At 66.1% G+C, this 24,097-nt stretch carries 19 protein-coding genes; 15 read left to right on the top strand and 4 right to left on the bottom strand.

Features of this window, described 5'->3' with window-relative positions:
- Positions 1 to 291 precede the first annotated feature (291 nt).
- From IEY21_RS14385 to IEY21_RS14365, 5 genes are all read left to right on the top strand, one after another.
- The gene (locus tag IEY21_RS14385) at positions 292 to 2,445 is read left to right on the top strand and encodes a hypothetical protein (protein ID WP_188905038.1); all 2,154 of its coding nucleotides are present in this window, start codon (positions 292 to 294) and stop codon (positions 2,443 to 2,445) included.
- A 123-nt stretch (positions 2,446 to 2,568) separates the two neighbouring features.
- Entirely contained in the window at positions 2,569 to 5,367 is a 2,799-nt protein-coding gene (locus tag IEY21_RS14380) for a DUF11 domain-containing protein (protein ID WP_229753124.1), read from the top strand.
- 2 nt (positions 5,368 to 5,369) lie between these two features.
- Positions 5,370 to 10,202 carry a DUF11 domain-containing protein gene (locus tag IEY21_RS14375; RefSeq protein WP_188905037.1) on the top strand — a complete coding sequence of 1,611 codons (4,833 nt, stop codon included), beginning with the start codon at positions 5,370 to 5,372 and terminating at the stop codon, positions 10,200 to 10,202.
- On the top strand, positions 10,199 to 13,078 hold the full coding sequence (locus IEY21_RS14370) for a DUF11 domain-containing protein (protein ID WP_188905036.1): 2,880 nt from the start codon (positions 10,199 to 10,201) through the stop codon (positions 13,076 to 13,078). Before IEY21_RS14375 ends, IEY21_RS14370 begins: the two co-directional genes overlap by 4 nt.
- Positions 13,079 to 13,165: 87 nt before the next feature.
- The gene (locus IEY21_RS14365) at positions 13,166 to 14,107 is read left to right on the top strand and encodes a DMT family transporter (protein WP_188905035.1); all 942 of its coding nucleotides are present in this window, start codon (positions 13,166 to 13,168) and stop codon (positions 14,105 to 14,107) included.
- A gap of 39 nt (positions 14,108 to 14,146) precedes the next feature.
- Here the strand turns inward: IEY21_RS14365 and IEY21_RS14360 are convergent, their stop codons facing one another.
- Positions 14,147 to 14,632, bottom strand: a complete 486-nt coding sequence (locus tag IEY21_RS14360; protein ID WP_229753123.1) for a hypothetical protein — start codon at positions 14,630 to 14,632, stop codon at positions 14,147 to 14,149.
- Positions 14,633 to 14,756: 124 nt separating this feature from the next.
- On the opposite strand from IEY21_RS14360, the gene IEY21_RS14355 reads away from it, so the two are divergent.
- The 7 genes from IEY21_RS14355 to IEY21_RS14325 all read left to right on the top strand — a co-directional run bounded on the left by IEY21_RS14355 (position 14,757) and on the right by IEY21_RS14325 (position 20,021).
- Entirely contained in the window at positions 14,757 to 15,401 is a 645-nt protein-coding gene (locus IEY21_RS14355; protein ID WP_188905034.1) for a response regulator transcription factor, read from the top strand.
- Positions 15,394 to 15,657, top strand: a complete 264-nt coding sequence (locus IEY21_RS14350; protein WP_188905033.1) for a hypothetical protein — start codon at positions 15,394 to 15,396, stop codon at positions 15,655 to 15,657. The genes IEY21_RS14355 and IEY21_RS14350 overlap by 8 nt, the downstream gene beginning before the upstream one ends.
- Before the next feature lie 77 nt (positions 15,658 to 15,734).
- Entirely contained in the window at positions 15,735 to 16,574 is an 840-nt protein-coding gene (locus tag IEY21_RS14345; RefSeq protein WP_188905032.1) for a serine hydrolase, read from the top strand.
- 248 nt (positions 16,575 to 16,822) lie between these two features.
- The gene (locus IEY21_RS14340; RefSeq protein WP_188905031.1) at positions 16,823 to 17,665 is read left to right on the top strand and encodes a c-type cytochrome; all 843 of its coding nucleotides are present in this window, start codon (positions 16,823 to 16,825) and stop codon (positions 17,663 to 17,665) included.
- Positions 17,666 to 17,723: 58 nt separating this feature from the next.
- On the top strand, positions 17,724 to 18,386 hold the full coding sequence (locus tag IEY21_RS14335; RefSeq protein WP_188905030.1) for a Rieske (2Fe-2S) protein: 663 nt from the start codon (positions 17,724 to 17,726) through the stop codon (positions 18,384 to 18,386).
- 28 nt (positions 18,387 to 18,414) lie between these two features.
- Entirely contained in the window at positions 18,415 to 19,731 is a 1,317-nt protein-coding gene (locus tag IEY21_RS14330) for a cytochrome b (RefSeq protein WP_188905029.1), read from the top strand.
- A 95-nt stretch (positions 19,732 to 19,826) separates the two neighbouring features.
- Positions 19,827 to 20,021, top strand: a complete 195-nt coding sequence (locus tag IEY21_RS14325) for a hypothetical protein (protein WP_188905028.1) — start codon at positions 19,827 to 19,829, stop codon at positions 20,019 to 20,021.
- Positions 20,022 to 20,084: 63 nt separating this feature from the next.
- Here the strand turns inward: IEY21_RS14325 and IEY21_RS14320 are convergent, their stop codons facing one another.
- Complete coding sequence (locus tag IEY21_RS14320) at positions 20,085 to 20,333, bottom strand: DdrH (protein ID WP_188905027.1); 249 nt, start codon at positions 20,331 to 20,333, stop codon at positions 20,085 to 20,087.
- Positions 20,334 to 20,460: 127 nt separating this feature from the next.
- Between IEY21_RS14320 and IEY21_RS14315 the strand changes: the two genes are divergently transcribed.
- From IEY21_RS14315 to IEY21_RS14305, 3 genes are all read left to right on the top strand, one after another.
- The gene (locus IEY21_RS14315; protein ID WP_188905026.1) at positions 20,461 to 20,883 is read left to right on the top strand and encodes a HesB/IscA family protein; all 423 of its coding nucleotides are present in this window, start codon (positions 20,461 to 20,463) and stop codon (positions 20,881 to 20,883) included.
- A gap of 198 nt (positions 20,884 to 21,081) precedes the next feature.
- Positions 21,082 to 21,579, top strand: coding sequence for a crossover junction endodeoxyribonuclease RuvC (ruvC, locus tag IEY21_RS14310; RefSeq protein ID WP_188905025.1), 498 nt, complete (start codon positions 21,082 to 21,084; stop codon positions 21,577 to 21,579).
- A 19-nt stretch (positions 21,580 to 21,598) separates the two neighbouring features.
- Positions 21,599 to 22,324 carry a PrsW family intramembrane metalloprotease gene (locus IEY21_RS14305; protein ID WP_188905024.1) on the top strand — a complete coding sequence of 242 codons (726 nt, stop codon included), beginning with the start codon at positions 21,599 to 21,601 and terminating at the stop codon, positions 22,322 to 22,324.
- A 21-nt stretch (positions 22,325 to 22,345) separates the two neighbouring features.
- On the opposite strand, the gene moaD is transcribed toward IEY21_RS14305, so the two are convergent.
- Both moaD and IEY21_RS14295 read right to left on the bottom strand, forming a co-directional pair.
- Positions 22,346 to 23,026 carry a molybdopterin converting factor subunit 1 gene (gene moaD / locus IEY21_RS14300; protein ID WP_188905048.1) on the bottom strand — a complete coding sequence of 227 codons (681 nt, stop codon included), beginning with the start codon at positions 23,024 to 23,026 and terminating at the stop codon, positions 22,346 to 22,348.
- A gap of 31 nt (positions 23,027 to 23,057) precedes the next feature.
- Positions 23,058 to 23,801: a phosphodiester glycosidase family protein gene (locus IEY21_RS14295; RefSeq protein ID WP_229753122.1), complete on the bottom strand. Its 744-nt coding sequence runs from the start codon at positions 23,799 to 23,801 to the stop codon at positions 23,058 to 23,060.
- Between the last annotated feature and the right edge of the window lie 296 nt (positions 23,802 to 24,097).

Below are 24,097 nucleotides of genomic sequence, written 5' to 3'. Positions count from 1 at the left end.
TTTTAGGCTCAGGCAAGCAGAAGAGCCCTATTAAGTTCTGCGGTGGCCCGCATACTCTGACCACTTTAAGGAGATTTCATAAATGCCTCCTCGTATCTCCTGGCACTTCCTGACAGATGCACTGTCAGACCGGCATGAAGATACGAGCTCCAGGCTTCTCTGGCGTGTTCTGAGACGCTCGCCAGATGACCCGAGATCAGCCCCGCAGACGGGTCTTCCCCGTGTTTCCCCATTGAGATCATTCCCATAGGTTGCCCGGGTCGTCATGGCCCAGCAAGAAGGAGAAGTCCTGTGAAAGTGAACCCTAGATTTGTGGCTTTAATGATGGCTTTGGCAGCGGGTACTGCCGGGGCAGCCGGCACCCCAGCCGGTACGGTCATCACCAACACCGCGACCGCCACCTACACCGACCCCACCACCAACGCGACCGTGTTGGAACCGGCCAAGTCTAATTCGGTCAGCACCCTGGTTCTTGAGAAGCCGGATTTCGACATCGTGTACTTCACCGGGGCCGCTGACGGCACCACGGCGACGGGCGCCTTGCCCACCGGCTATCAGAGCCAAAAACTGCCGGGCGATACCCTTGAAACCCCCTACAAGGTGCTGAACTCCGGCAACGTCAACAACTACGTGGTCACCCTGGCGGCCAACACTGCTGGCAGCCCCAGTGCGCCGGAAAGCGTGTTGTACTACCTCGATGCCAACAATGACGGCATTCTGGATGTCACCGAGCGCAATGCCGGCCCCATCACGAAGGTAACCATTCCGGTCGACGATCTGAATACCACGAAGGATGAGGGCGTGGTGAGCATTATTCAGGTCATCAAGACCCCCAATGGTGCGGCTGCAGGCACACAGTATGCGGCCAGCCCTCAGGGTACGGCCGCGGTATACAGCGGGAACACGGTGATTCAGAAAACGGAGGACAGCACCGACCTCCAGTACAGCCGTGTCCTCATCTACACGCCCAGCATCGTCAACGATGTCATCGACAGCGATCCCAATACGCCGGGACGCCAGGATCCCCCGACCACGGTGACGCCTCCTGGTCAGAGCTCGAGCGTGCCCGGATACGCCGATCCAACCCGGCCCGGCACAAACATTGTGACCATCAGCCCGGACAACCAGATGGCCTACCCCAAGGCAGATGTCGACAGCACCGATGACACGGTGGCCTTCGTGAACAGCCTGACCAACGGGGGCAGCCTGCAGGACATCATTCGTCTGTTCCCCACGAACACCACCGGCGCGGGCGGCGCGGCCAGCGTGATGCCCAGCGTCAGTGGCGTCTTCACGCTGCCGGGGGGCATCACGGTGCGCTTCACGGATGTTGCAGGTGTGGCGCTGCCTGTAGACGGCAGCGGATATCCGCTGCTCACGGTGGACGCCGGCAAGACCGTTGGCTACCGCACGGTCGTCACGTATCCGGACTACGACAGCGATCCCACAAGGAATCCTGGTCCCATCGTGATCATCGTGGGGGCCGATTCGGGCAACGATGCCGATCTGCTGGCCGAAGACACCTCAATCGATACGATTTACCCGTCACAACTGCAGTTTGGCGACGCCACAGTGGATCTGGGCACGTCCCCCACACCGGCTCCCCTTCAGAGCGTTGTCCCGGGTGCGGCCGCAGGTACAGCCACCGGCGTGTCTACCGACAGCAGCGCCGTCTTCCCGATGGATCTGACCAATCTGGGTGCCTACACTGACGTCTACACCCTGGTGGGCACCGTCGTGGTTCCCGTGATCAACCCAGACACCACGGTGACCAGCCAGATTGTCAACGTTCGTTACTTCAACAACAACAACAATCAGCCCGGCACAGAATTGCCCTTTGTGACCAACGGGAACGGAACCCGCACCTACACCACCCCCGCTGTACTTGCCGACGCGGAACTCAAAGTCTTCGCCGTGATCGACATGCCGGCCAATGCACAGGCCACGACCTTTAACGGTGTGACGAACACCCTCAAGGTCAATCAGAGGGCGACGGCGGTCTACAGCACCATCGTGCGGGAGGACAACAACGATGAGATCGCGGTGGCGCAGCCCGGAAACAAAGGAGTGGAGATGCTCAAGACCGAGCCCTCCGCAGCGCGTCCCGGCGAAATGCTGAGCTACACCATCACGGCCAAGAACAACTACAACGCGGGGCTCAAGAAGTTCTACGTGACCGAATCGAACAGCAACCCCGGCACCAACATCTTTACCTGGACGACCTTTGATGCAGTCACGGCCACCAAAAACTTCACGGACGGCACTGTGATGTACCGCTTCAACGGGGGTGCCTGGCAGTCGACCAAGGTTCCGGCCATTGCAGCAAACATGGTGACCAGTGTGGATGTGGGTGTTGACACCAACAACAACGGCACAGTAGATGACAACGATATTTTCCCTGCCCAGGGCAACCTCACCGTCATCTTCCAGGTCGTGATCAAGTAAATCCTTAAGTCGGGTGCGTCCTGCCTCAGTGTGGGGCGCACCTTTGTAGAACCCAACAACAGATTTTTTTTGGCTTCATGCACATTTAGGTGCGCCGCCGTCTTTTTGTAAGGAGAAGCAAGAGTGAAACACCTGCACAAACTTCTCCAGATCATGTTCAGTGTCGGTGTTCTGGTGACCACAGGTCAGGCCAGCGCCCAGCAAACTCCCGCCGGAACCGTGATCACCAATCAGGCACAGGCCGAGTATCTGCCTCCCAGCAACGGCGAACCTGGGAGAGCTTTTTCCAACACCGTTCGCACCACCGTCTCCGCCGTGTGTGCAGTCAGCGTTACGCCCGACGGCACGGTGGCACAGCCCGGCCAGAGCGCCTCGCTGATGCCCGGTGACCGGGCGGTGTTCGCATACCGGATGGTCAACGCGGGCAACAGCGCCTTCGCCTTCCCGGTCGCGGGCCGCACCGAACCGGGCAGCGTGTCCGGCGCCAGGCTGCAGGTGGTCCGGGACACCAACGGCAACGGCCAGCCCGACGCCAATGAGCCGGTGGTCGGTGCCGTGACCCTGGATGCCGACGCGCACGCCGATCTGCTGCTCGTGGTGGACGGCGCGGCGTCCGGCGACACCTACGTCACTCTGGTGGCCGCCTGTGACGGCGGGCAGAGCGATGACAACAACGTCAGCGTGGTGCAGACCAGTCCGCCCGCCCAGCTGGCCGTGGGCAAGAGCTTTGCGCCCGCGCTGGTCCGTCCTGGGGCCGAGACCACCGTGACCGTAGATGCGCAGAACGTGGGCCAGGGCCCGAGCCGGGAGGTGCTGGTCTCCGATCCCCTGGCCGAGCAGATCGCCCAGGGCATGAGCTTTGTGCCCGGCAGCGCCCGGACCGACCGCGGCACGCTGGAATACACCGCCGACGGCATGAACTGGTCGGCGCAGGAACCCCAGCCGGTGAGCGGCGTGCGGGTGCGGCTGCCGGGCCTCACGCCGGGTGAAGCCGTCCGGCTGACCTTCCGCCTGCTGGCCGGGGCAAGCGCCGAGAACAGGACCATCCTGAACGTCGCCTCGGCCACGACGCGGGACCAGACGGTGCGGGGCAGCGCGGGCGTGGAGGTCCGGTACCGGCCGGCCGTCGCCATCGGCCCGGTGGGGGTCCCGGAAGCTCCCGAGGGCACGCCCGCCGACAGCCAGATCCGGGCGTTTGCCGCGCTGGGCCAGCCGGTCTGCTTTGACCACACCGCCCTGAACACCGGGGACGTGCGCGACGACTTCCTGCTGACCTTCGCCTTCACGCAGGGCGCGGCCACCGTCATCCTGTACGGCGCGGACGGTCAGCTGCTCGCACAACCGCTGAGCCTGGACCCCGGTCAGTCGGCAGCGGTGCGGGTGTGCTACGCCGCCACCCAGACCGGTCCGCTGGACGCACTGCTCACCCTCGGCGGCACGCGCGGCGAGAGCAACACCACCCGCGACGGGATTCAGGGTGTGGAGGCGGGATTGCCCGAGGTGCGCAAGGCGTACCAGGCGAGCGCCCTTGAGGACGGCCGGAACGTGTTCCTGCCGCAGGGCGCGACCGTCTCGGCCGGCGATACCGTGGCCTACACGCTGACCGTCCGTAACCCCTATACCCGCCCCCTGACCGGCGTGGTGGTCCGTGATCCGCTGCCCGCCCACGTCGATTTTGTGAGTGCCACGGAGGGCGGACGGGTCACGGGTGAGCCCGGCACACAGACCGTGGGCTGGACGCTGGGCACGCTGGCCCCCGGTGAGGCGCGCACGCTGGACATCGTGACCCGCGTGGCCAGCCGTGCGGTGGACGGCGAGGCCCTCCGGAATACCTTTACCCTCACCACCGCCGAACTGACTGAGCCCGTTCCCAGCAACGAGGTCACGACCCCGGTGTGGACCGCGCGACTCGTGGTCGACAAGACCGTCAGCGCCGGTGAGGTCGCGCCCGGCGACCGCCTGACCTACACCCTCAAGATCACCAACCGGTCGGCGACGACCGCCATCGTGGACGCCCGCGTCACCGACACGCCCGCGCGCGGGCTGGCCTACCTTCCGGGCACCAGCGCCCTGAACGGCGCGGCGCTGGCCGATCCACAGATCACCGACGGCGTGCTGGTGTGGACGCTGGCTGAGTTGCCGGCCGGGGCCACCATCACGCTGACCTACCAGACCCGCGTGACCCCGGAGGCGAGCGGCGACCTGGTCAACACCGTGACGGTCAGCGGCACCGGGGCAGGCGGGCTGGCCCGCGCCGTGGCGAGCAACCGCGCCGTGGCCACCACCAAACTGAAACTGCTGACCTTCGCGCCGCGGTCGGACATCGTGGGCGTGGTGTACGTGGACCGCAACCGCGACGGCCGGTACGACGAGGGTCTGGATACGCCGCTGCCGCGCGCCCGGGTGCTGCTTGCCGGAGGCCGGCAGGTGCTCACCGACTCGCAGGGCCGCTACAGCTTCCCCGAGGTGCCCAGCGGCATGCAGGCGCTGCGCCTGGACCCGAACACCACGCCCTACCCGCCGCTCAGGACGCCGCGGGACGGTGGTCTGAGCGGCACCCAGACGGTGTTCGTCAACGGTCTGACCAGCGTTGACTTCCCGCTGGCGCCGCTGGGCGGAGAGGTCCTGGCCCTGCGCCGCACCACCCTGACGGTCAGCCAGGGGGACACCACGGTGACCCTGGACAAGGCTGTGTATGGCGTGGAGGGCGGTTACCTTGTGACCCTGCGGATCACCACTCCCCGCCCCCTGACGGGCGTGGACCTCGGTGACCCGCTGCCCGCCGGCGCAACCCTGAAAGAAGGCAGAAAGAACGTGCCGGATAGCCTGCCTGCGGGTGAAACGACGTTCACCTACCGCTTTGACTGGGAGGGTGAACCGCGTGCGGCCACCACGGACCCGGCGCTGAGCTGGAGGGACTGATCTTGAACGGCAACATCAAACGCCTGGCCCTGACCCTCACCGCCCTGCTGGCGGCGGGCGCAGGTGCCCAGACTTTCGGGGACGGCGGCGCCATCAGCACCAGTCTTCCCCTGACGAGCGTGGGAGACGCCCTGAGCTGGGCGGTGGGCGACCAGACCCTGCGCCTGGAGGTGCCGCTGGCAGGACGGGTCCGTCTGGAGCTGTACAGCCCGCGCGTGGACCAGTCCGATTACCGCAGTGATGCTTATTACGGCGACGAGCAGTACGACGGCAACGTCTCGGCGGTGACCACCGTCTTCAGCGTGTTCGACGCGGCAGGCCGGACGGTGGCGACCCGCTCCTTCACGCCCGGCGCACACGGCTGGGAACCCCTCTTCGATCAGGACCTGCCCGCCGGTCAGTACACCCTGCGCGCCGTGACGCGGGGCAACGGCAAGAACACCTTCGCGCTCCGATTGGCCGGAGTCAGCGCCACGGTCAGTGCGGACGGATTGACCGTCAATGTCCACTCGCGGGAGTGGGTGCCCGCCCTGAATGTCACCACCGACGGCGGGGTGTACGCACTGCAGATGTACGACGGAGACGGCGCGGGTGAGCTCGAGGCCCGGCTGATCGACACGGAAACCGGCTACGCCAGCGCGCTGCCCATCAGCCGCAACCTGGGGACCGTGGAATGGCCGCTGCCGCGGCGCGCCGGCCGGTACACCGTCGAGGTGCGCCAGCCGGCAACGGCCCGGCAGTACAGCAACGCGGTGGGCTTCCGCCTGACCCGTGCGGGTACCCCGGCCCCCATCGTGCTCGGCAGGGTGGATCAGACCGGGCTGCTGCGGGTGACGGCCGAGCTGCTGCTGCCGGGCGGCACCCAGCCGACCTCGGCCACGGTGACCGCCGGTGGCCAGACCCTGGAGGTGCGCCCGGGCGCCGAGCAGCGGGTGGCGGCGGGAAGCTATCCCCTGAGCGTGGGGATGGTGGCGGGAGCGCAGGTGAGCGTGCCCCCCCGCGTGACGGTGCCGCGGGGCGGGGTGGGGCAGGCCACGGTGCAGATCCGTCCGCAGGTCGCGCTGAGTCTGGAGAGCGACAAGGCGGAGGTCTGCGTGGGCGACCGCGTGACCCTGACCGCCCGCGCCACCACCGCCTTTGAGGGAGACCTGCCGATGCAGCTTGGCGTGGAGGCAGGCGACCTTCAGATCGGGGGCCTGGACCATCTGGAGGGCCGCCTCAGCGCCATGCACCCCGGCGAGCTGCGCGTGAGCGGCACGGCCACCCGCCCCGGCCCGCTGACGGTGAGTGCCACCCTGGCTCCCTGGGCGCAGACCCGGAGTCTGGTGGTACAGGTGCGGCCCGACGCCACCCGCCTGCAGTTGAGCCGTGAGCCCCTGGGCGACACGCGGCCGGGGGAGGAGGTAACGGTCCGCCTGAAGGTCACCAACACGGCGGCGCAGGCCGTTGCCTTCACGCTGAGCGATGTTCCCGGCGCGGGGCTGCAGTCGCTGGACCCCCCCACCTTCAGCGGCATCCTGAACCCCGGCGAGTCCCGCACCCTGAGCTACCGCGTGCGCGTGGTGGAGGCGGGCACGGCCACCTTGCAGGCCACGCTGGACACCCCGGCCTGCCCGGTCCCGCAGACGGTCACGGGTCAGGTGCTGGCCCTGGAGCCTGCCCCCCTGCCGGCCCCCGCCGAGGCGGTTCCGGTGGCGTCCCCGCCGGTCCCCGCCGCGCCCCCGGTCCGCCTGGAGCGCCGCAGCACGGTCAGCCTGCCCTTCGACGCGCCCGCCGAGGTCCGCGAGGTCGTGCTGGCGCAGGCAGTCGCGGGCGGCGCGGATTACGTGCCCGGCAGCAGCCGCCTGAACGGTCATGCGGTGCCCGACCCGGTTCGTGGCCCCGGCGGCACGCTGTACTGGACGGTGCCCGGCAGCAGCGACGGCACCGTGCTGCGCGGCCTCCTGACCTACGATCTGGCCCACGCCGGTGCGCTGGGGGCACTGCCCGCACCGGGCCTGCTGGCCCGCTACCGTGCCGACCGCAGTGAGGTGCTGCAGGGCCGGTTCGACCCGGGAGACCTCGCGGCGGCTGGCCCCCTGCGCGCGCCCATTCAGGCCAGCGAAAATGCGGGCGCCATCAAGCTGCCCCTGGCCGGCAGCGACGTGCGTATCCGTGACCGCATCAGCGTGGTGGTGGAAGCGCCGTCCGGACAGCAGCCCGACCTGCGGGTGGGCGGCGTGGTCGTGGGGCGTGACCGCATCGGGCAGAGCACCGAGGACGGCGCGCGCGGCGTGATGCGCCTGACATATGTGGGCGTGCCGCTGCAGGTCGGCCCCAACGTTCTGGACTTTGGCGGGGAGCAGATCACCGTCAACCGCGTCGGAGGTACCCAGCGCCTGGAGTTCGTGCCCGAGCGCCTGATTGCCGACGGCAGCAGTCCGCTGCGCGTGCGCGTCCGTGCGCTCGACGCCTTCGGGCGGCTGACCTCGCAGCCCAGCGTAACCCTGCGCTCCAACCTGGAGCCCCGCACCGCCGACGCCAACCCGGCCGAGGCGGACTACCAACTGCGCCTGATCGATGGCGAGGGCGTGCTGGAATTGCAGCCGCAACCCTCGCCCACCACCCTGACCCTGGACGTGGTGCAGGGCCAGGACGTGACCCGACACAGTTTTGCGGTCACGCCCGACGACCGCCAGGTGGGGGTTGGCATGGTGAGCGCCACCCTGGGCCTGGACGGTGACTTCAACCTCCGGGAAGACCTGAGCGTGCAGGCCCGCGCGTCCTACGAGGGACCGCTCGCCGGCGGCAAGCTGTATGTGGCGGCCGATAAGGATGGCCTGCCCACCGGGCGCGATCCCCTGCGCCGCTACAGCCTGTACGGGGACAGCAGCGCCGAGAGCGTGCCCCTCCAGGGCCTCGACCCGGTGGCGCTGGACTACGACCATCCCCGCTTTCACGCCCAGTACCGCCGCAGCTCCCTGCCCATGGACGTGCTGCCGGTGGGCGAGCAGTTCACGGCCCTGAGCGCCCGCAGCAAGAGCACGCCGCAGATTTCCGGGTTTGTGGCCCTGGTGCCCGACGCCCACATCAGTGGAGAGCGGATCATCCCCGGGGGAACCCGCGTGCTGCGCCTCGCCCGCGGCGGCGTCAGCGCGGGCAGCGAGACGCTGGAGGTCGTGACCCTGGAGGGCGGCACCGGCAAGGAACTCGGCCGCGTCCGTCTGCAGCCCAACGTGGATTACGAGCTGGACCGCCGCACCGGTATCGTGACCCTGGTGCGCGCCCTGGACCGGGTGGACGCGCGGCTCAACGAGGTGGTTGTGCTCGCCTCCTACCGTCTGGATGACGAACGGGGACAGCGCCGGCTGGCCTATGGAGCGCAGGTCGGCTACGCCGGAAGCAACTACAGCGTCGGCGTGGCGGCTGTGGGCCTGGATGGCCGCGTGACCTTCGGGGCGCGTGCCCGTTACGACAACGGTGTGGCCCGCGCCGATGCGCTGCTCGCCTACTCCGGGGGCGTGCAGGTCAGCGCGGATTTCGGCACCAAACTGGGAGCCGCCCTGGGTGGCGGCACCCTCAGCGCCCGGGTGCGCTACCAGGACGGCCGCTATGCGGGCCTGGCTCCCTTCGCCGCCGGCCTGAACGTCAGCGGCAGCTACGACGCCCGGCTGGGCCAGAGGGTGCGCGCGCTGGTGGACGGCGAGTACCACCGCACGCCCGCCCCCACTGCCGGAGCCGGGGTCACCGTGGGCGGCTCGGTCTCGGCCCGCACCGAGGTGGCCCTGACACCGTTCAGCGTGGGCGGCGGCCTGAAGGTGGGCTTCGGCGACCAGAAGGGCCTCAGCGGTCTTTTCAGCGCCGGGTACCACCGCGCGCCGCTGGACGTGGATGTGGTGCAGACCCAGCCCCTGAGCGGCCCCCAGAAGCCTGAGACTGCCCTGAGCGTGCGCTACCGCCTGAACGACCGCGTGACCCTGGGCCTGAGCGACCGGTATACCTGGGGCGTGGGGCACGCGGCGGTCCTGACGCTGGACAGCACCCTGGGCCGCACCAACTACGCGCTGGCCTACGACCTGCCGAACGCGGGCGGCCAGGGCAACCGTGCCCGGTTTGGCGTCTCCACCACCCTGCCCCTGAACAACCGCACCAGCCTGGGCCTGCGTGGCAGCGCCCTGTACGGCGTTGCGGCGGGCACGCTGGAGGCCGGCGCGGGCGCGGACCTGAACTACAAGACCGACACGGTCAGCGCCACCGCCGGCACCGACGTGGTGATGGGGAACCAGGGCTTCGGCGTGGTGCTGCGCGCTGGCATCAGCGGCAGCGTGACCCCGCACCTGAGCCTGACCGCCGATGGTCTGGCCGAGTTCGGCGCGGGAAAAAGCGGCCTGCGCGCCGCCGTGGGCTACGCCTACCGCAACAGCGCCTTCAACAGCCTGGGCACCGTGCGCTACCTCAGCGGCACGCTGGCCGGCGGGCAGCCGGAAGTGAGCGGCAACCTCTCCGGCGAGTACCGCCAGCCCGCCTGGGCGGTGCGCGGCGGTCTGGACACCCGCACCCTGCTGAACGACCCGGGCAGCTTCACCGCGCAGGCAGCGCTGGGCGGCACCGCCTATCTGGGCGACCGCTTCGGCGTCGGCGCATGGGGCCGGGTCCTGAACCAGCCCGCGACCGGCACCACCACCCTGGGCTACGGCCTGGAGGCCAGCGTGCGCGCGTTCCCCGGAACCTGGCTCACGGCGGGTTACAACTTCAAGGGCTTTGAGGGCCTGCCGTCGGCGGGCCTGTACACCAGACAGGGCGCGTATTTGCGGCTGGATTTGACGGTGGATGAAACGGTTGGAGGAAGGAAATGAATTCGCTCAGAGAACTGCTGCGGTTGCCTCTGGTGGCTCTTCTTATCGGAGTTCTATTGGGCGTGTTGAGCTGGAGCTTTGCGGGGACCATTCCCACCAATTCCGCCATCTTTTTTCAGACCAGTGGCAGCGCACGGGCGGCGACCATTGGCGATTGGTACACAACTGCTGGAAGCACCAACGGTACCCGCTTCCACCGGTTTGACATCATCGTGACCCAGGATCAGCTGGATGCCGCTGGTGGCACCCTGTCACTGACGGTGAATGACGCCGAATCAGCGGCTGGAAGCGTGGGACCGGTAGACGAAGTGAACGGCTCTTCAGACCCCACCAGATTCACATTGTCGAATAATGCCGCCACAACCCCAACCAGTGGCACCAAGCTCAAGCAGCAAACTTTCGCTTCTGGATCGCCAGATGGATCCACCTTTACGTATTCCATTACGGTGGCAGGAACATACTATCTGCTCAGCGAGACAGGCGCGAAATACATTTCCTCGCCCAGCGATCCCGCAACCACTCTTAATGACGATGATAACTCGTACAGCATTACCGTGGGCAATACAAACTACACTCCTGTCATAGGACAGTATCAAAGCTCTTTTCAGCACACCACGACTCAGTCATATGATGTCTTCTTTTATGTCAAACCCGGTACGACCGGTCCGCTGTCCTTGAGAAATTTCGATATGGACAAGCCGAGTGCGACAACGTTGACCTATGTGCGTCCGGATGGCACGACGGTGAGCGGGACCATATCGGGCGATGGAGTCTGGAACGGAGCGGGCGGAACAGTGAATTCTGGATCAGACAGTGTGGCCCTCGGCAACTCGTATGGCTGGTGGGCCATGCGGATTGCGAACTTGACCGGGAACAATCAGGCAATCTATGAAGCCAATGATGGTGCGGGAAACAGATTGCCCATTGTGTTCACTGCTCCGGTAAATTTCAACCTCAGTAAAACCATTGATAAACCCACGCCTAAGGTGGGCGATACAGTGGTCTACACTGTTACACTTTCCAACACTGGCGCGTCCACTTTGGGAGCGACAGGGATTCGTGTTCAGGATACTTTGCCCAGTGGACTGGCCTATCTCAGCTCCAGCGTAACTCAACCGGCAAACAGCGTGGGCAGCTACAACCCCACAACAGGGGACTGGTACATTCGCAATCTCGATGCATCCGCCAAAGCCACCCTGACGATTCAGGCGCGGGTGACTCAGATCGGCACAATCACCAATGTGGCGACACTAAAAAGTGTGGATCAACCTTTTCTGGAAAAGAACGCATCAGTATCTCTGACGGCGTCCCCCACCGTTGCCGATCTCGCTCTTGATAAGAGTGGTCCGGCCGCCGTCGGCTCAGGCAGCACCATGAGCTATACCCTGCGGGTCTGGAATAATGGCCCTGATTCGCAGAGTGCCGTAGACGTGAACGACACGATTCCTGCTGGATTCACGGTCACGGGCATCGCGTGTGCGGCCACGGGTACGGCAACCTGCGGCTCCCAGACGTTCACGTCCAGCAGCGTGACCATCTCCACAGGGAATCTGACGCTTGATACCAGTCCCTTGAATGCCATCCCTGACGGCAACTTTTTGACCTATACCCTGACCGGAACAGCCCCGGCCAATGGCCTGCTGAGCAATACCGCCAGCCTGACCGTTCCCAGTGGGACAACAGACAATGTAACGGGCAACAACACCAGTGCCCCAGTACAGACCCGCGTTGTTGACGCTGTGAGCGATCCTGCCGCCACGTTCGTGGCGGGCAGTGGCGGCCCAGTGACCGTGCTGGGCAACGACACCAATGGTGGTGTGGCGGCCACGAGTTCCAACAGCACCGTTGCGGTCAGCAACAATGGTGGAATCGCCAATATCACGGTCAATGCCAGTGGGCAGCTGATGATTCCTGCCGCTACGCCCTCGGGGTCATACACAGTGACCTACAGCCTGTGTGACAAGACCGTGGCCACAGCCTGTGATACGGCTCCGGTTCAGGTCGTCATCACACCGGCCGCTGACTTGAGCATCACCAAAACCAATGGTGTGGGAAGTGTCGTTTCGACCACCAAAACCACCTACACCATCCGCGTGACCAATGGTGGGCCCAACAGCGTCACGGGCGCCGTCCTCAAGGATCCGGCAGCCACGGGGCTGACCCAGAGTGCTGCCGCCTGCACAGTGGCCGGGGGCAACGTGTGCACGGTGAACCCAACGACCACCGCGCTGCAGAGTGCGGGAGGCGTCACCTTGCCTGCCCTGGCAAACGGTGCGTTCTACGAGTTCACGGTAACGGCAACGGTAACGGCCGCCAGCGGCAGCGTGACCAATACTGCCACTGTGACCCCGCCAGGCGGGACCACCGATTCCAACATGGCCAACAACAGCGCAGGTGACACCGATACGGTGGTGGTGCCTCCCAGCATCACCCTGACCAAGCTGGGCCGCAACATCTCCACGAGTCCGGCCGGTACCTTTATCGGCAGTGCCGGCAGCATTGGCGTGAAGCCCGGGGAGACGGTGGAGTACTGCATCGTCTACAACAACACGGGCGGACACGCTGCCAACTTCGTTCTCAAGGACTATGTGCCGCTGGGAATGGTCATGGTGCCGAATGCCTACAGCGCAGGCAAGGGCGTGCGCCATGCCATCGGGACCACGGTGGCGGTGGGTGATGCAGGAGCGCCCGCGGGCACCGACCTCACCAACGCCAGCGACACCGACGCCGGAACGCTCGACGGCACCCCCGTGACCAACCCCAGCGACCCGGCAGGCAGCCCCCAGCGACCCGGCCTCCTGACGCTGAACCTCGGTGCGGCGGGTGTCCCGGCCAGTGGCAAAGGCACGGTCTGCTTCCAGACAAAGGTGCCGTAACCCAACCCCGTCTGCCCTGCACCTGCGCCGCCCACTCCACCGAGGGGCGGCGCATTTTCCTGCTTCTTCCCGTCTACAATCCCGGGCGTGTCTCCTCACCTGCGCGGCGTTCTGCTTCTGGTTCTGGTCACGGCGGTATGGGGCAGCACCTTTGCGGTGGTCAAGACCCTGGGCGAACTGTTGCTGCCGGCCCAGCTGATCGCGTGGCGCTTTCTGATCGCCTTTGTGGCGCTGCTGCCCGCGCTGTGGCTGCGCGGCTGGGGACTAAGACGCCGGCGCGCGGACGGCCCCCCAGCCAGCATGCGGACCTCCTTTTCCGGAAGAGACGGGTTGTGGCGAGACGGCCTGATCCTGGGCATGTGGCTGATCGCGGGTTATGGCACCCAGACCATTGCCATGCAGACCACCAGTGCCAACCGGGCCGCCTTCTTCACGGCCCTGAGTGTGGTGCTGGTGCCGCTGTGGCTGGTGATTGCCCAGCGGCGCAGGATGCCCCTTCCCCTGATTCTTGCGCTGCCCCTGGCGGTGGGGGGGCTGGCGTTGCTGTCCTGGGAAGGCGGCACTCTGGTGATAGGAGACGCCTGGGCGCTGGGCTGCGCGGTGACCTACGCGGGGTTCATCATCGCGCTGGAGCGCATGGCCCACCGGCATGCGGCGCTGCCCTTCACGCTGGCGCAGCTGCTGGTGGTAACGGTGCTGGCGTGGTTCTGGGCGGCGCTGGCCGGGGGGCAACTGGGCTGGCCCCCGGCCGCCGCCTGGGGACCGCTGCTGTACCTGGGGGTAGTGGCCACAGCCCTGACCACCCTGCTGCAAACGGTGGGTCAGCGCACGGTCAGCGCCGCCGAAGCCAGCCTGATCTATGCGCTGGAGCCGGTCACGGCCACGCTCTTCAGCTTTCTGCTTATCGGGGAGCGGGTGGGTCTGCGCGGAGGTCTGGGCGGGCTGCTCGTGGTGGTGGCGACCGTGCTCAGCCAGCGCAGCGGGGCCGCCGCTCCGCATCCCGAGACGCCCGCCCCGCAGGCCGAGTAGGGCGGACCCCGGCAGACATGTCCTTATGACAGCAGCGCTTTACTGGGCGCGCACCTGGTCGGGAATCAGCAGGATTTTCAGGGCCGGTCCCGCGCCCCACACCTGCCGCAGTCCGCTTTGAACCGCCGAATCGTGTACGGCGTGGTAGATCGCGGGGGGCAGGCTGGCCGAGGGGTAGACGCCGGAACGGCCGGCTGCCGTCACGCGCACGTCCAGCGGAAAGCCCAGCGCCAGCGTGGAGATCAGCACGCCGCCCAGCGCGAAGCCGCCCACGGCCCCGGCCAGCAGGTGCCACGGCTGTTCCAGCGGGTTGGGAATCAGCCGGGAGATGACGAATGCGCCGCCGACGCTCAGCAGCAGGGCCATCAGGCCGGCGGCCAGCGCGCCGCCCACCAACGCGTTTGCCAGCAGGCACACGGCGACGCCGCCCAGCCCCCAGGCCAGGCCCGCCAGACCGCGGCGCGCCCCCAGGGCGGTCAAAACGGCCCACAGGGTTACGAGCAAGGCGTCAAACCAGGTGATCACGCCCGGCAGTCTAGCGGCGAGAGCCTTACCAATTGCTTTCAGGCCCGGGAATTGTGGTCTATAGAAAAGCGCAATGGTAGTCCCTGCTTCCCACCGGGCGGCGCTTTGGCCCTAGACTGCCGGCATGATTCGTGTGCTGCTGGTTGATGATCATGCGCTCTTCCGCCAGGGACTCAGGAGTCTGCTGGAATCCGAGGGCATGCGCGTGATCGGGGAAGCGGCCAACGGCCGTGAGGCCATTCGATACGCGGCAGACACGCACCCCGACGTGATTCTGATGGACATCCAGATGCCGGACCTCGACGGCGTGAAAGCGACCCAGAGCATCCTGGAAATCGACCCGGGCGCGCGGGTCATCATGATCACCATGTACCGTCAGGACCGCTACGTGTTCGAGGCGGTCAAGGCCGGGGCCCGCGGCTACATCCTCAAGGACGCCGACGCCGCCACGCTGCTCGATGCCATCAACCGCGTGGCCGCCGGCGAGGCGCTGCTGGACGCCGACATGGCCCAGAACGTGCTTGACGATTTCCGCGACAAGCGCGAGGAACTGCCCAGTGAGAAACACGCCGACCTCAATGAGCGCGAGACCATGATCCTCAAGCTGCTCGCCCAGGGCTTTTCCAATCAGGACATCGCGCTGCGGCTGGACATCAGCGAGAAGACGGTGCGCAACCGGCTCTCGGAGATCTTTACCAAGCTGCAGCTGAACAACCGCACCCAGGCCGCGCTGTATGCCATCCGCGAGGGCATTGCCAACCTTGACTAGCAGGCGTGCGAGGACGCAGCGGGGTGGGGGAGCCCCTGATCCTGCCACACCGGTCACCTTCCGGGCGGGGTGCGCCCGCGAGTGGCGACTGGACAGCCGGGAAGAGGACCTGGCCTACACCGACCAGGCTTTTCCCGAGTGCCCCACGTGCCGCCACCGTGTCGAGCCGGAGGGCGGCCCCCCGTTCTGTACCCTGCGGCCCGTGGGTACGGCGCATCCCTTTGCCGCCCTGGCGGGCCTGAACCTGCCCGAGTAGGCCCGAATAGGACAGACGAGTAGGACGAGGACAGAGGGGGGGCTGCTCGGGGCATCGGCTTGCTACAGTCACTCCCGATGACCTCTGATTTTCTCGCCAGTCTCCGGGCGCAGGGATATGCGGGCAAGGTCGGTGTGCGGATCTGCGATCTCGCGGGCCGCGAACTCTACGCGCTGAATGCGGCCCGCGTGTTTCCGGCGGCGAGCACCATCAAGGTGCCGCTGCTCGTGATGGCGCTGAGCTGGTCCCAGGCGGGCCGGCTGGATCTGGAGGCGCGGGTTCTGCTGAGCGCCGCCGACCGGGTGCCGGGGGCAGGGGTGCTGCACGAGCTGGGGCCGGGGCTGCCCCTGTCCTGGCGCGACGTGCTGACCCTGATGATCATCGTCAGTGACAATACCGCCACCAATCTGGTGATCGGGATGCTGGGCGTGGCGGCGGTGAACACCTGGATGACTGGAAATGGCTGGACGCACACGCGGCTGGTGGGGCTCCTGCAGGTTCCGCCCGAGCGCCGCAACGCCGCCCAGCGCCGCGGTGAACGCAACCGCACCACGGCCCACGAGCAGGCCGATCTGCTGGGCCGTCTGGCCCGCGGGGAACTGCTCGACGCGGCGCACACGGCCCTGGCCCTGTCCATCCTGGAACGCCAGCAGCACCGGGACCTGATCGGGCGCAGCCTGCCCCGCACGGAAAGCGGCGATCCCCTGTACCGGCTGGCGAGCAAGAGCGGCGAACTCGACGGGGTCCACCACGATGTGGGGGTGCTGTATACCCCACGCCCTCTGGTGATTGCGGTGCTCAGCGAGGGTGGAACAGACCGCCGGGAAGGAGCGGTCAACCGGGACGTGGGCCTGCTGGCGGCCGCCCTGTGGCCGTTGCTCGCGGCGCTGGGGGAGCACCCGCCGCTTCCCGCCTGAATCCCCCCGGCAGGGGACATTTAACCGGTCGGTCAGGCGCACCATAAAGCGTGCCGGAGTGTGGCCTGCCGGGGTGACCGCAAAGTGCGGTCCAGACGGTGTGTAAGGCCGCTGAGAGGGGCTTTCGGTGCATGCTATGCTGACCGCGACAACAGGCCAGCTTTTAAGGATTCCAGCCCTGTGCGGCGCAGGAAGACAGGCCATTTCACGCGCGAGGGAGAAGGAACGTGGAAAGAAACGACGCTGTTATGCCCTGGGTCGCCATCGTGTGCGCGGCCATCATGTGGATCATCCTGCTGTTCCTCTTTAACAAGGAAACGGCGCCCGAGCCGGTGACCGTGGACCCGGCAGTGGTGGCCAACATCAGCCGGGAATATCCGACCATCGGTAAATCGGTCTATGCCTCTGCCGGCTGCGTGGGTTGCCACGGAGCCGAGGGACAGGGGGGAGTCGGTCCGAAGCTGGCCGGCGACGAGAAGATCCTGACAGACCCCGTGTACGTCCACAGCGTCATCGTGAACGGCAAGGGAGCCATGCCTGCCTTTGGCGAGCAGCTCAAGGAAAACGAGGTCTATGCAGTTGCCAACTACGTGCTCAACAGCTGGGGCAACAAGATTCCCGAACTGCTGACGCCCGCCACCGTGGCCGAGGGCCAGACCAAGATTGATCCGGCGGTCCTCAAGAACCGCAGCCGCTTTGTGCCCGAGGACATCAAGCTGCCCGAGATCTTCCTGGCGACCTTCATCATGGTGCTGCTCACCTACGGCCTGATCGGTCTGTACAGCGTCTGGGCCGAAGGCACCGAACTGCATCCCGGCATCCACAAGGTGCGTGCGTCGCCCATTGCCATGCTGAGCATGATCACCACCCTGGGACTGACCCTGCTGTTCAGCGTGCTGTTTGCCCGGCAGATGGTGATTGACTACGCCGGCTGGGGCGCGAGCGAACCCGTGATGCCCAACGTGACCGCCGAGGGCTTCTACGCCGCCATGATCATTCTGCTGCTGGCCCTGGCCACCGGCCTGTACAAGAAATACTTCATGGACGGCGAGGTGCTGGTCGAGGACGCCAGCGGCGAGTTCCCCTGGTAGGTCGCGCGGAGCGTCCGACCGGCCCAACAGTGCTTTTCAATCAGGAGAGGTTTGAACCATGACCCGTTACCGTAGACAAGACCCCGAAATTACCCGCCGCAAGTTCATCAACGTGGCGATGGGCACCACCGCCACCGTGGGCGTGGTCAGCCTGGTCGGTGTGCTGGGCACCGCCAACCCGGTGTTCCGCCTGACCCGCGACAAGATGCCCCCGGTTCCCGGAGACATCCTGGTACACGCCTCTGCCAGCAAGGAAGGCCAGCCCATCAAGATCAGCGAGCTCAGTGAACAGCTGGTCCGTGCCTGGCCGATGGGCAAGGACAAAGAGGGCAAGAACCTGATCCGTAAGGGTGACCCCAACAACGTGCTGGCCGTGTTCCGCTTTCCCCAGGGACAGCTCGTGCCGCCCACGAACCTCGAGGCCACCATCAGCGGTGAAATCGTCGCGTACAGCGATGTATGCACCCACGCGGGCTGCTCGGTCAGCGACGATGACCAGCAGGAAGGCCAGATGAAGTGCCCGTGCCATTCGGGACAGTACGACCCCAAGCGGGGGTGCAAGGTCATCGGCGGTCCGCCTCCCCGGCCGCTGGCGCAGCTGCCCATCAAGCAGGAGGGTGAACAGTTGGTGGTGGCCGAGTTCTTCCTGGCGAACCCCTATCCCTTCACCGAGGCGGAATGGGAAGCCCGGATCGAAGCCGTCAAGGCACAGCTCGCATGAGCCGTGCACCGCATAAGGAGAAACGCGCATGAACCAGTGGCTTGACGAGCGTCTGCACATCTCGCGCCTGAACGACAAGTTCCTGCGCAAGGCCTTCCCCGTTCACCACAGCTTCTTCCTGGGTGAAATCACGCTGTTCAGCCTGATCATCCTGATCATCACCGGGATCGTGCTCGCCCTGTCCTACGAGCCGAGCAACAGCTTGGTCGTCAACTCCTTCGACCCGGGCACCGCGGACAAGCCCAACCTGATTCCGGCGGCCTACCACTCGGCCCTCAAGATCAACGCCATGCCGTTCGGGGACATGCTGCGCCGCGTTCACCACTGGACCGCCAACATCATGGTCGCCGCCGCCGTCATCCACATGATGCGCATCTACTTCACCGGGGCCTTCAAGAAGCCGCGTGAAATCAACTGGTGGATTGGCATGCTGCTGCTGATCTTCACCGCGCTGACCGCCGTGACCGGCTACATCCTGCCCTACGACAACTACGCCTACAACACCGTCAAGGTCGTGTACGGCATCGCCGCTTCGATTCCCTGGATCGGCAGCTGGCTGGCGCAGGCCGCGTTTGCCGGCAACTTCCCGGGCGACGGCATCATTCCGCGTATCTACGGCTATCACATCATGCTGTTGCCGGGCATCCTGCTCGCGCTGACCGCCGCGCACATGCTGATTATGATCAAGCAGAAGCACACCCAGCCGCAGTACGCCAAGCGCATCGCCTACAAGAAAATTGTCGGTGTGCCGCTGCTGACCCAGCAGACCCCCATCATGCTGATGCTCACGCTGCTGTTTGCCGGAATCATCCTGCTGTTCAGCGCCTTTATCCCGGTACACCCGGTCGAGTTCTTCGGGCCCCCGAGCACCACGCCCATCGAGAACATCAAACCCGACTGGTACCTGCTGTGGGTCTTCGGTGCCCTGGCGATCATCCCGAGCTTCGAGTTCCACATCCTCGGGGGCATCATCGGCTCCGAGTTTGTCGGCGCAATCCTGCTGCCCACCGTGGTGCTGCTGGCCATGTTCGCTGTGCCCATGCTCGACCGCAGCAAGGACAACGTGTACTACGCCGAGAACCCCACCAACCACCCGGTGCGGCTGGCCATCGGCACCTCGTTCATGGCGCTGCTGATCATCATGTCGGTGGCGGGCTACAAGCCAGACCTGATCAGCGCCGACGTCCTGACCACCGCCAACGCGAACACCGTGCTGTGGATCCTGATGTTCGTGGTGCCTGCCGTGACGTACTTCGCCACCATCGGTATCGTGCGCGGCATTCGTGCGCTGCGTGAAGCGGACGAGCGCGAGTCGCTGGCCCACCACGCCGCCGCTGACGACTGAAGAAAAGACCGGAAGTTCCCGTGCCGCCCCGCCAGAAGGTTGGGGCGGCTTTTGTGTTCTGGTGGCTGGAAGTGGACCCCAGATATGCTGCCCGCGTGAACGACCTCGCCGTTTATCTGGCCCGCCGCGCCGCCGACCTGCACCTCTATCCCCAGGAGGTCGGACAGGCCCACCCCGAAACCCTGCGGGTCTTCGTTCAAACGGTCCTGGAAGAGCTGGTGGCCCTGGGCCTGTTGTCCGGCCGCGAGGAGCCAGGCTGCTGGGCCACGCCACGTTCCTCGGGACACTGAAGTGAAGTCATGAAAAAACCGCTCCGCGGGGGACGGTGGCGGCTGTTGAAAACCCGGACTCGCTCAGGCCTGAACGCGCGGGGGCCGGACCACCGCGACCTGCTCGCCATCCTGGCGGCTGCCTGCGGCGTACCCGACCTGTGCCCCAAACTGCCAAGCCAGCTTGATCATGAACTGGATGGCGTCCTCGTCGCGCTCGTGAATCAGCTGGCGCAGATGCTCAGGAAGACCGTCGGGCAGAGGCATGGCCCCGAGCTGCTCACTGTATTCGGCGCGGAGCTGCTCGAACCACTCGGCATAGGGGTTCGTCATGGCTCCATCTTAACATGACCACGCTCAAGGAATGTAAGTTTGAAGGAGGAGTTGCCGCTTCCGCGTCGCCACCTCAATGTGCCTGTCAGACACCTTTTTATTGCTTCAATGGTGTTACGCTTCACGCATGACCGCGACTTCTTTTCCCGAATCCCACGGCAACGTTCCCGAAAAGCCTGTGACCATCAGTGAATTTGGCGCGCAGAAGGCCCTCGGCATCCTCAGCCAGAGCGGCAAGGAGAATGCGGGCGTGCGCGTGTTCATCAAGAGCGGCGGCTGCAGCGGCTACCAGTACGGCATGGCGATTGATGACCGCGAACTCGACGGCGACACCATCGTTCACGACCGCGGCGTCAAGCTGCTCGTGGACCACATGAGCCTGTCTCTGCTGCGCGGCAGCGAGGTCGATTTCGTCGAGAACATGATGGGCGGCGGCTTTACCGTCAACAATCCCAACGCCACCAGTTCCTGCGGCTGCGGCCACTCCTTCCGCACCGACGGCGCCCAGTCGCCCGACGGCGAGGGCAGCGGCGGCTGCGCCAGCCACTAAAGCCCCCACGGACAACCGGGGGATGGGCACTCGGCCCGTCCACGCCGGGCCAGCAGCGGACCTTCTGCGCTGGCCCGGCGTCCCGTTTTTCTGGGCGTCGTGTTTTCTGGGCGTCGTGCCGCCGGGCCTGATCCGGTGGGGCGGCGCCTGCGTGCCGCTTTCCCTGCTTTGGTCGGCATTTTACCGTATGCTGGGCGCATGATCGTGCTTGGCATTGACCCCGGACTGGCGAACCTGGGGCTGGGACTGGTGGACGGAGATGTCCGGAAGGCCCGGCATTTGCACCATGTCTGCCTGACCACCGAGAGCGCCTGGGTGATGCCGCGCCGGCTGGCCTACATCCACGCGGAGGTCAGCCGCCTGATCGAGGTCTACCAGCCGGAGGCGGTCGCCATCGAGGACCAGATTCTGCGCCGGCAGGCCGACGTGGCCTTCAAGGTCGGGCAGGCGTTTGGCGTCGTGCAGCTGGCGTGTGCCCAGGCGGGGATTCCGGTGCACACCTACGGTCCCATGCAGGTGAAGCAGTCGCTGGTGGGCACCGGACGCGCCGACAAGGAGCAGGTGATCTACATGGTCAAGGCGTCGCTGGGGGTCCGGGAGCTGTTCAACAACCACGCGGCGGACGCCCTGGCCCTGGCCCTGACCCATCTGGCACACCAGCCCATGCAGGCGGCCGCACGGCTGGCCCGCGCCTGAGCCGCGTCACCCGGCACCCATGACCACGGGTCTGCTGCTGTCCCTCCTGGTGTCGGTGGGCATCACCTTCGTGTGGCTGTGGTTCTTCGTGCGGCGCGACCGACATCCGGAACCGCTGTGGCTGCTGGCCCGCACCTTTGGCTGGGGCATGTTCGCGTGGCTGGTGGCGGCGGCCTTCGAGGCGAGCCTGGGGCGGTTGCTGGATTCGTCGTTGCCGCTGATTCTGCTGCTTGTCGCGCTGCTGACCGCCGTGATTGAGGAGGGGTTCAAGTTCGTGGCGGCGACCACCGCCATCACCGAACTGTCCTTCGACGAGCCGATGGACGGTCTGGTCTATGCCGTGACGGCCGCGCTGGGCTTTGCCCTGATGGAGAACGTGACCTACACCCTGGGCTTTGGCAGCGGGGCCGCCGCCTGGCACGCGCTGGTCACCACCCTGGCGCACGCCCTGTTCAGCGCTCCCCAGGGCTACGCGCTGGGCGGCCTGCACTGGCAACGGGGGCGCAGCTGGGTGGTGCGCGGGGTGGCGCTGAGCATGACCCTGCACTTCGTCTTCAACGGCATCCTGTCGGGACCGCCGGGCTGGTGGCCGCTGCTCGCCCTGAGCGGCGTGGTCACGCTGATGATCTGGCTCGCCAGCCGCTACTACCTCAGCTTCGAGGCCCACGCGCGCGAGCACGGTCCGTCACAGTACTTCCTGGACACTCAGGCGCGGCCCGGCGCGCAGGGGCATAAGTCGGAATAACGCGCGCCGCGCCGCCCCGGGTTACAACGTGGGGTGTCCGGTGTGCCCGCTCACCCAGTGCTGGCCGTCCTCATCGGCCTCATGCTTCCACACCGGCACGTGGACCTTGAGGTGCTCGATCAGGAAGTCGCAGGCTTCCAGGGCGGCTCGGCGGTGTGGGCTGGCGACCCCGATCAGGATGCTCGCCTCTCCTGGCCGCAGCCGGCCGACGCGGTGCTGGATGAACACCCGCAGGTCACCGTATCGCTCGCGCGCCGTGTCCGCCGCACCCTGCATCACCTTGCGCGCCATGGGCGCAAAACCCTCGTAGTCTATGTATTCCACGGTTTTCCCGGCGTTGGGACTGCGGACGGTGCCGACAAAGTAGGCCTGGGCGCCATATTCGGCCCGGACCAGAAAAGCGTCGGCCTCCTGTAATTGCAGCGGACGCTCGGTAAGTTCGCACACGCTGGTGGGCCCGTCCTCCTCACCGCCGGCCACCGGGGGCAAGAAGGCCACCTCGTCTCCGGGCTTCAGGGACTGCTCCGGAGAGGCGTAACCCTCATTGACGGCCACCATGCAGCCCTTCAGGCTCAGGCCATGCTGCGCTTCCACCAGCTGCGCCACGGTCCGGACATCCGCCCCGTCGGGCACGTCCATCTGCAGCTGTTCCACTCCGATTTCCCGCCGCAGATGGGCAAAAAACACCACATTTAACCGCATGGGCCAAGCTAGCATGCGGCCCCCGGTGCCCTCAGCGGCTGACCGTCCAGATGCCAGCGAAGTCGGCGAGCTGGGTGCTGGTCTCAGGGGTGGCGTAGGCGCTGATGCTGCCGTCCAGATACAGGGCGTCCGGGCACTTCAGGCGGTCGCGGAAGAACACGGCGAAAGAGTAGAAGTTCACGGGCCCAGCGCTGACGGCAAAGCGCACCCGACCGTCCTCGCACACGCCCACGCCACTGCGGAGCTTGAAGGAGGTGCTGCCCTTGTTGAAGGCGGGGTGCAGGCGTCCGTTCGCCACGAGCAGCGGGCCGGACTGACTTGCGTAGGTGGGCTGCAGGTTCAGGCGCTGGTAGCGCTGGGTCTCGGTCACGCCCGCCTGGGTGCCCTTGATCCAGAACACGCCGTTGGGCAGCAGCGCAAAATTACCTCCCGAGCGCGCATTGTTCACATTCACCAGCGTGCGGCCATCCTCGACATGCAGCCCCAGGGGGCGCAGGCCCGGCGCATAGATGCCACTGTTCGTGGCGAACAGCAACCGCTGACCTTCTTTCGACAGCCGCTCCCCGACCTGAGCGAAGGTCCGGTAGGGCTGCTCCGTGGTGGGGTTCAACCAGTGCAGCTGCAACCGGTCGGTGGCTGGATTGACCTCGGCCACGGTGTACAGCATGCCGTCCGAGACCACCTTCTCCACCTTCAATGCGCTGGAGCATGCGCTGCAAAACAACAGGGTCAACACGGCGGCGGTGCCGGACCGGAGCCAGAGGTGTGGAGACATCCTTCCATCATGCCCCCCGGAGGAGGCAAAGGGCGGAGCGGATCACCCAGGCGGATTGCTGGAAGTGGCTAACGGTTGGGCAAGTGGGGTGCCGGCTGGAGGTGCTGACCATCGAGGGAGGGGCAAAAAGCGGGACGCTCACGCTGTTTCTCGTTGACTGAGGGTGGGTGGCCTGGGGTGGTGTGGCGGAGCCTCAAGCAACTTCAGGAGGACAGGGGTTGACAGTTTGGGAGTAGGCCTGTATCTTTTCTGAGCCTCAAGCGAGGCGCGATGCATGACAACCGAGCGTGAAACGA

Source organism: Deinococcus aerophilus (assembly GCF_014647075.1).
Classification (GTDB): Bacteria; Deinococcota; Deinococci; order Deinococcales; family Deinococcaceae; genus Deinococcus; species Deinococcus aerophilus.
This window is presented reverse-complemented; position numbering and strand designations above follow the sequence as displayed.

Excerpts from the sequence above, each read along its gene's own strand:
- IEY21_RS14345 (WP_188905032.1), top strand. The coding sequence starts at position 15,735 with ATGACCTCTGATTTTCTCGCCAGTCTCCGGGCGCAGGGATATGCGGGC.
- IEY21_RS14305 (WP_188905024.1), top strand. The coding sequence starts at position 21,599 with ATGACCACGGGTCTGCTGCTGTCCCTCCTGGTGTCGGTGGGCATCACC.
- moaD (WP_188905048.1), bottom strand. The coding sequence starts at position 23,026 with ATGCGGTTAAATGTGGTGTTTTTTGCCCATCTGCGGCGGGAAATCGGA.
- IEY21_RS14335 (WP_188905030.1), top strand. The coding sequence starts at position 17,724 with ATGACCCGTTACCGTAGACAAGACCCCGAAATTACCCGCCGCAAGTTC.
- IEY21_RS14295 (WP_229753122.1), bottom strand. The coding sequence starts at position 23,801 with ATGTCTCCACACCTCTGGCTCCGGTCCGGCACCGCCGCCGTGTTGACC.
- IEY21_RS14340 (WP_188905031.1), top strand. The coding sequence starts at position 16,823 with ATGCCCTGGGTCGCCATCGTGTGCGCGGCCATCATGTGGATCATCCTG.
- IEY21_RS14320 (WP_188905027.1), bottom strand. The coding sequence starts at position 20,333 with ATGACGAACCCCTATGCCGAGTGGTTCGAGCAGCTCCGCGCCGAATAC.
- IEY21_RS14355 (WP_188905034.1), top strand. The coding sequence starts at position 14,757 with ATGATTCGTGTGCTGCTGGTTGATGATCATGCGCTCTTCCGCCAGGGA.
- ruvC (WP_188905025.1), top strand. The coding sequence starts at position 21,082 with ATGATCGTGCTTGGCATTGACCCCGGACTGGCGAACCTGGGGCTGGGA.
- IEY21_RS14370 (WP_188905036.1), top strand. The coding sequence starts at position 10,199 with ATGAATTCGCTCAGAGAACTGCTGCGGTTGCCTCTGGTGGCTCTTCTT.
- IEY21_RS14315 (WP_188905026.1), top strand. The coding sequence starts at position 20,461 with ATGACCGCGACTTCTTTTCCCGAATCCCACGGCAACGTTCCCGAAAAG.
- IEY21_RS14330 (WP_188905029.1), top strand. The coding sequence starts at position 18,415 with ATGAACCAGTGGCTTGACGAGCGTCTGCACATCTCGCGCCTGAACGAC.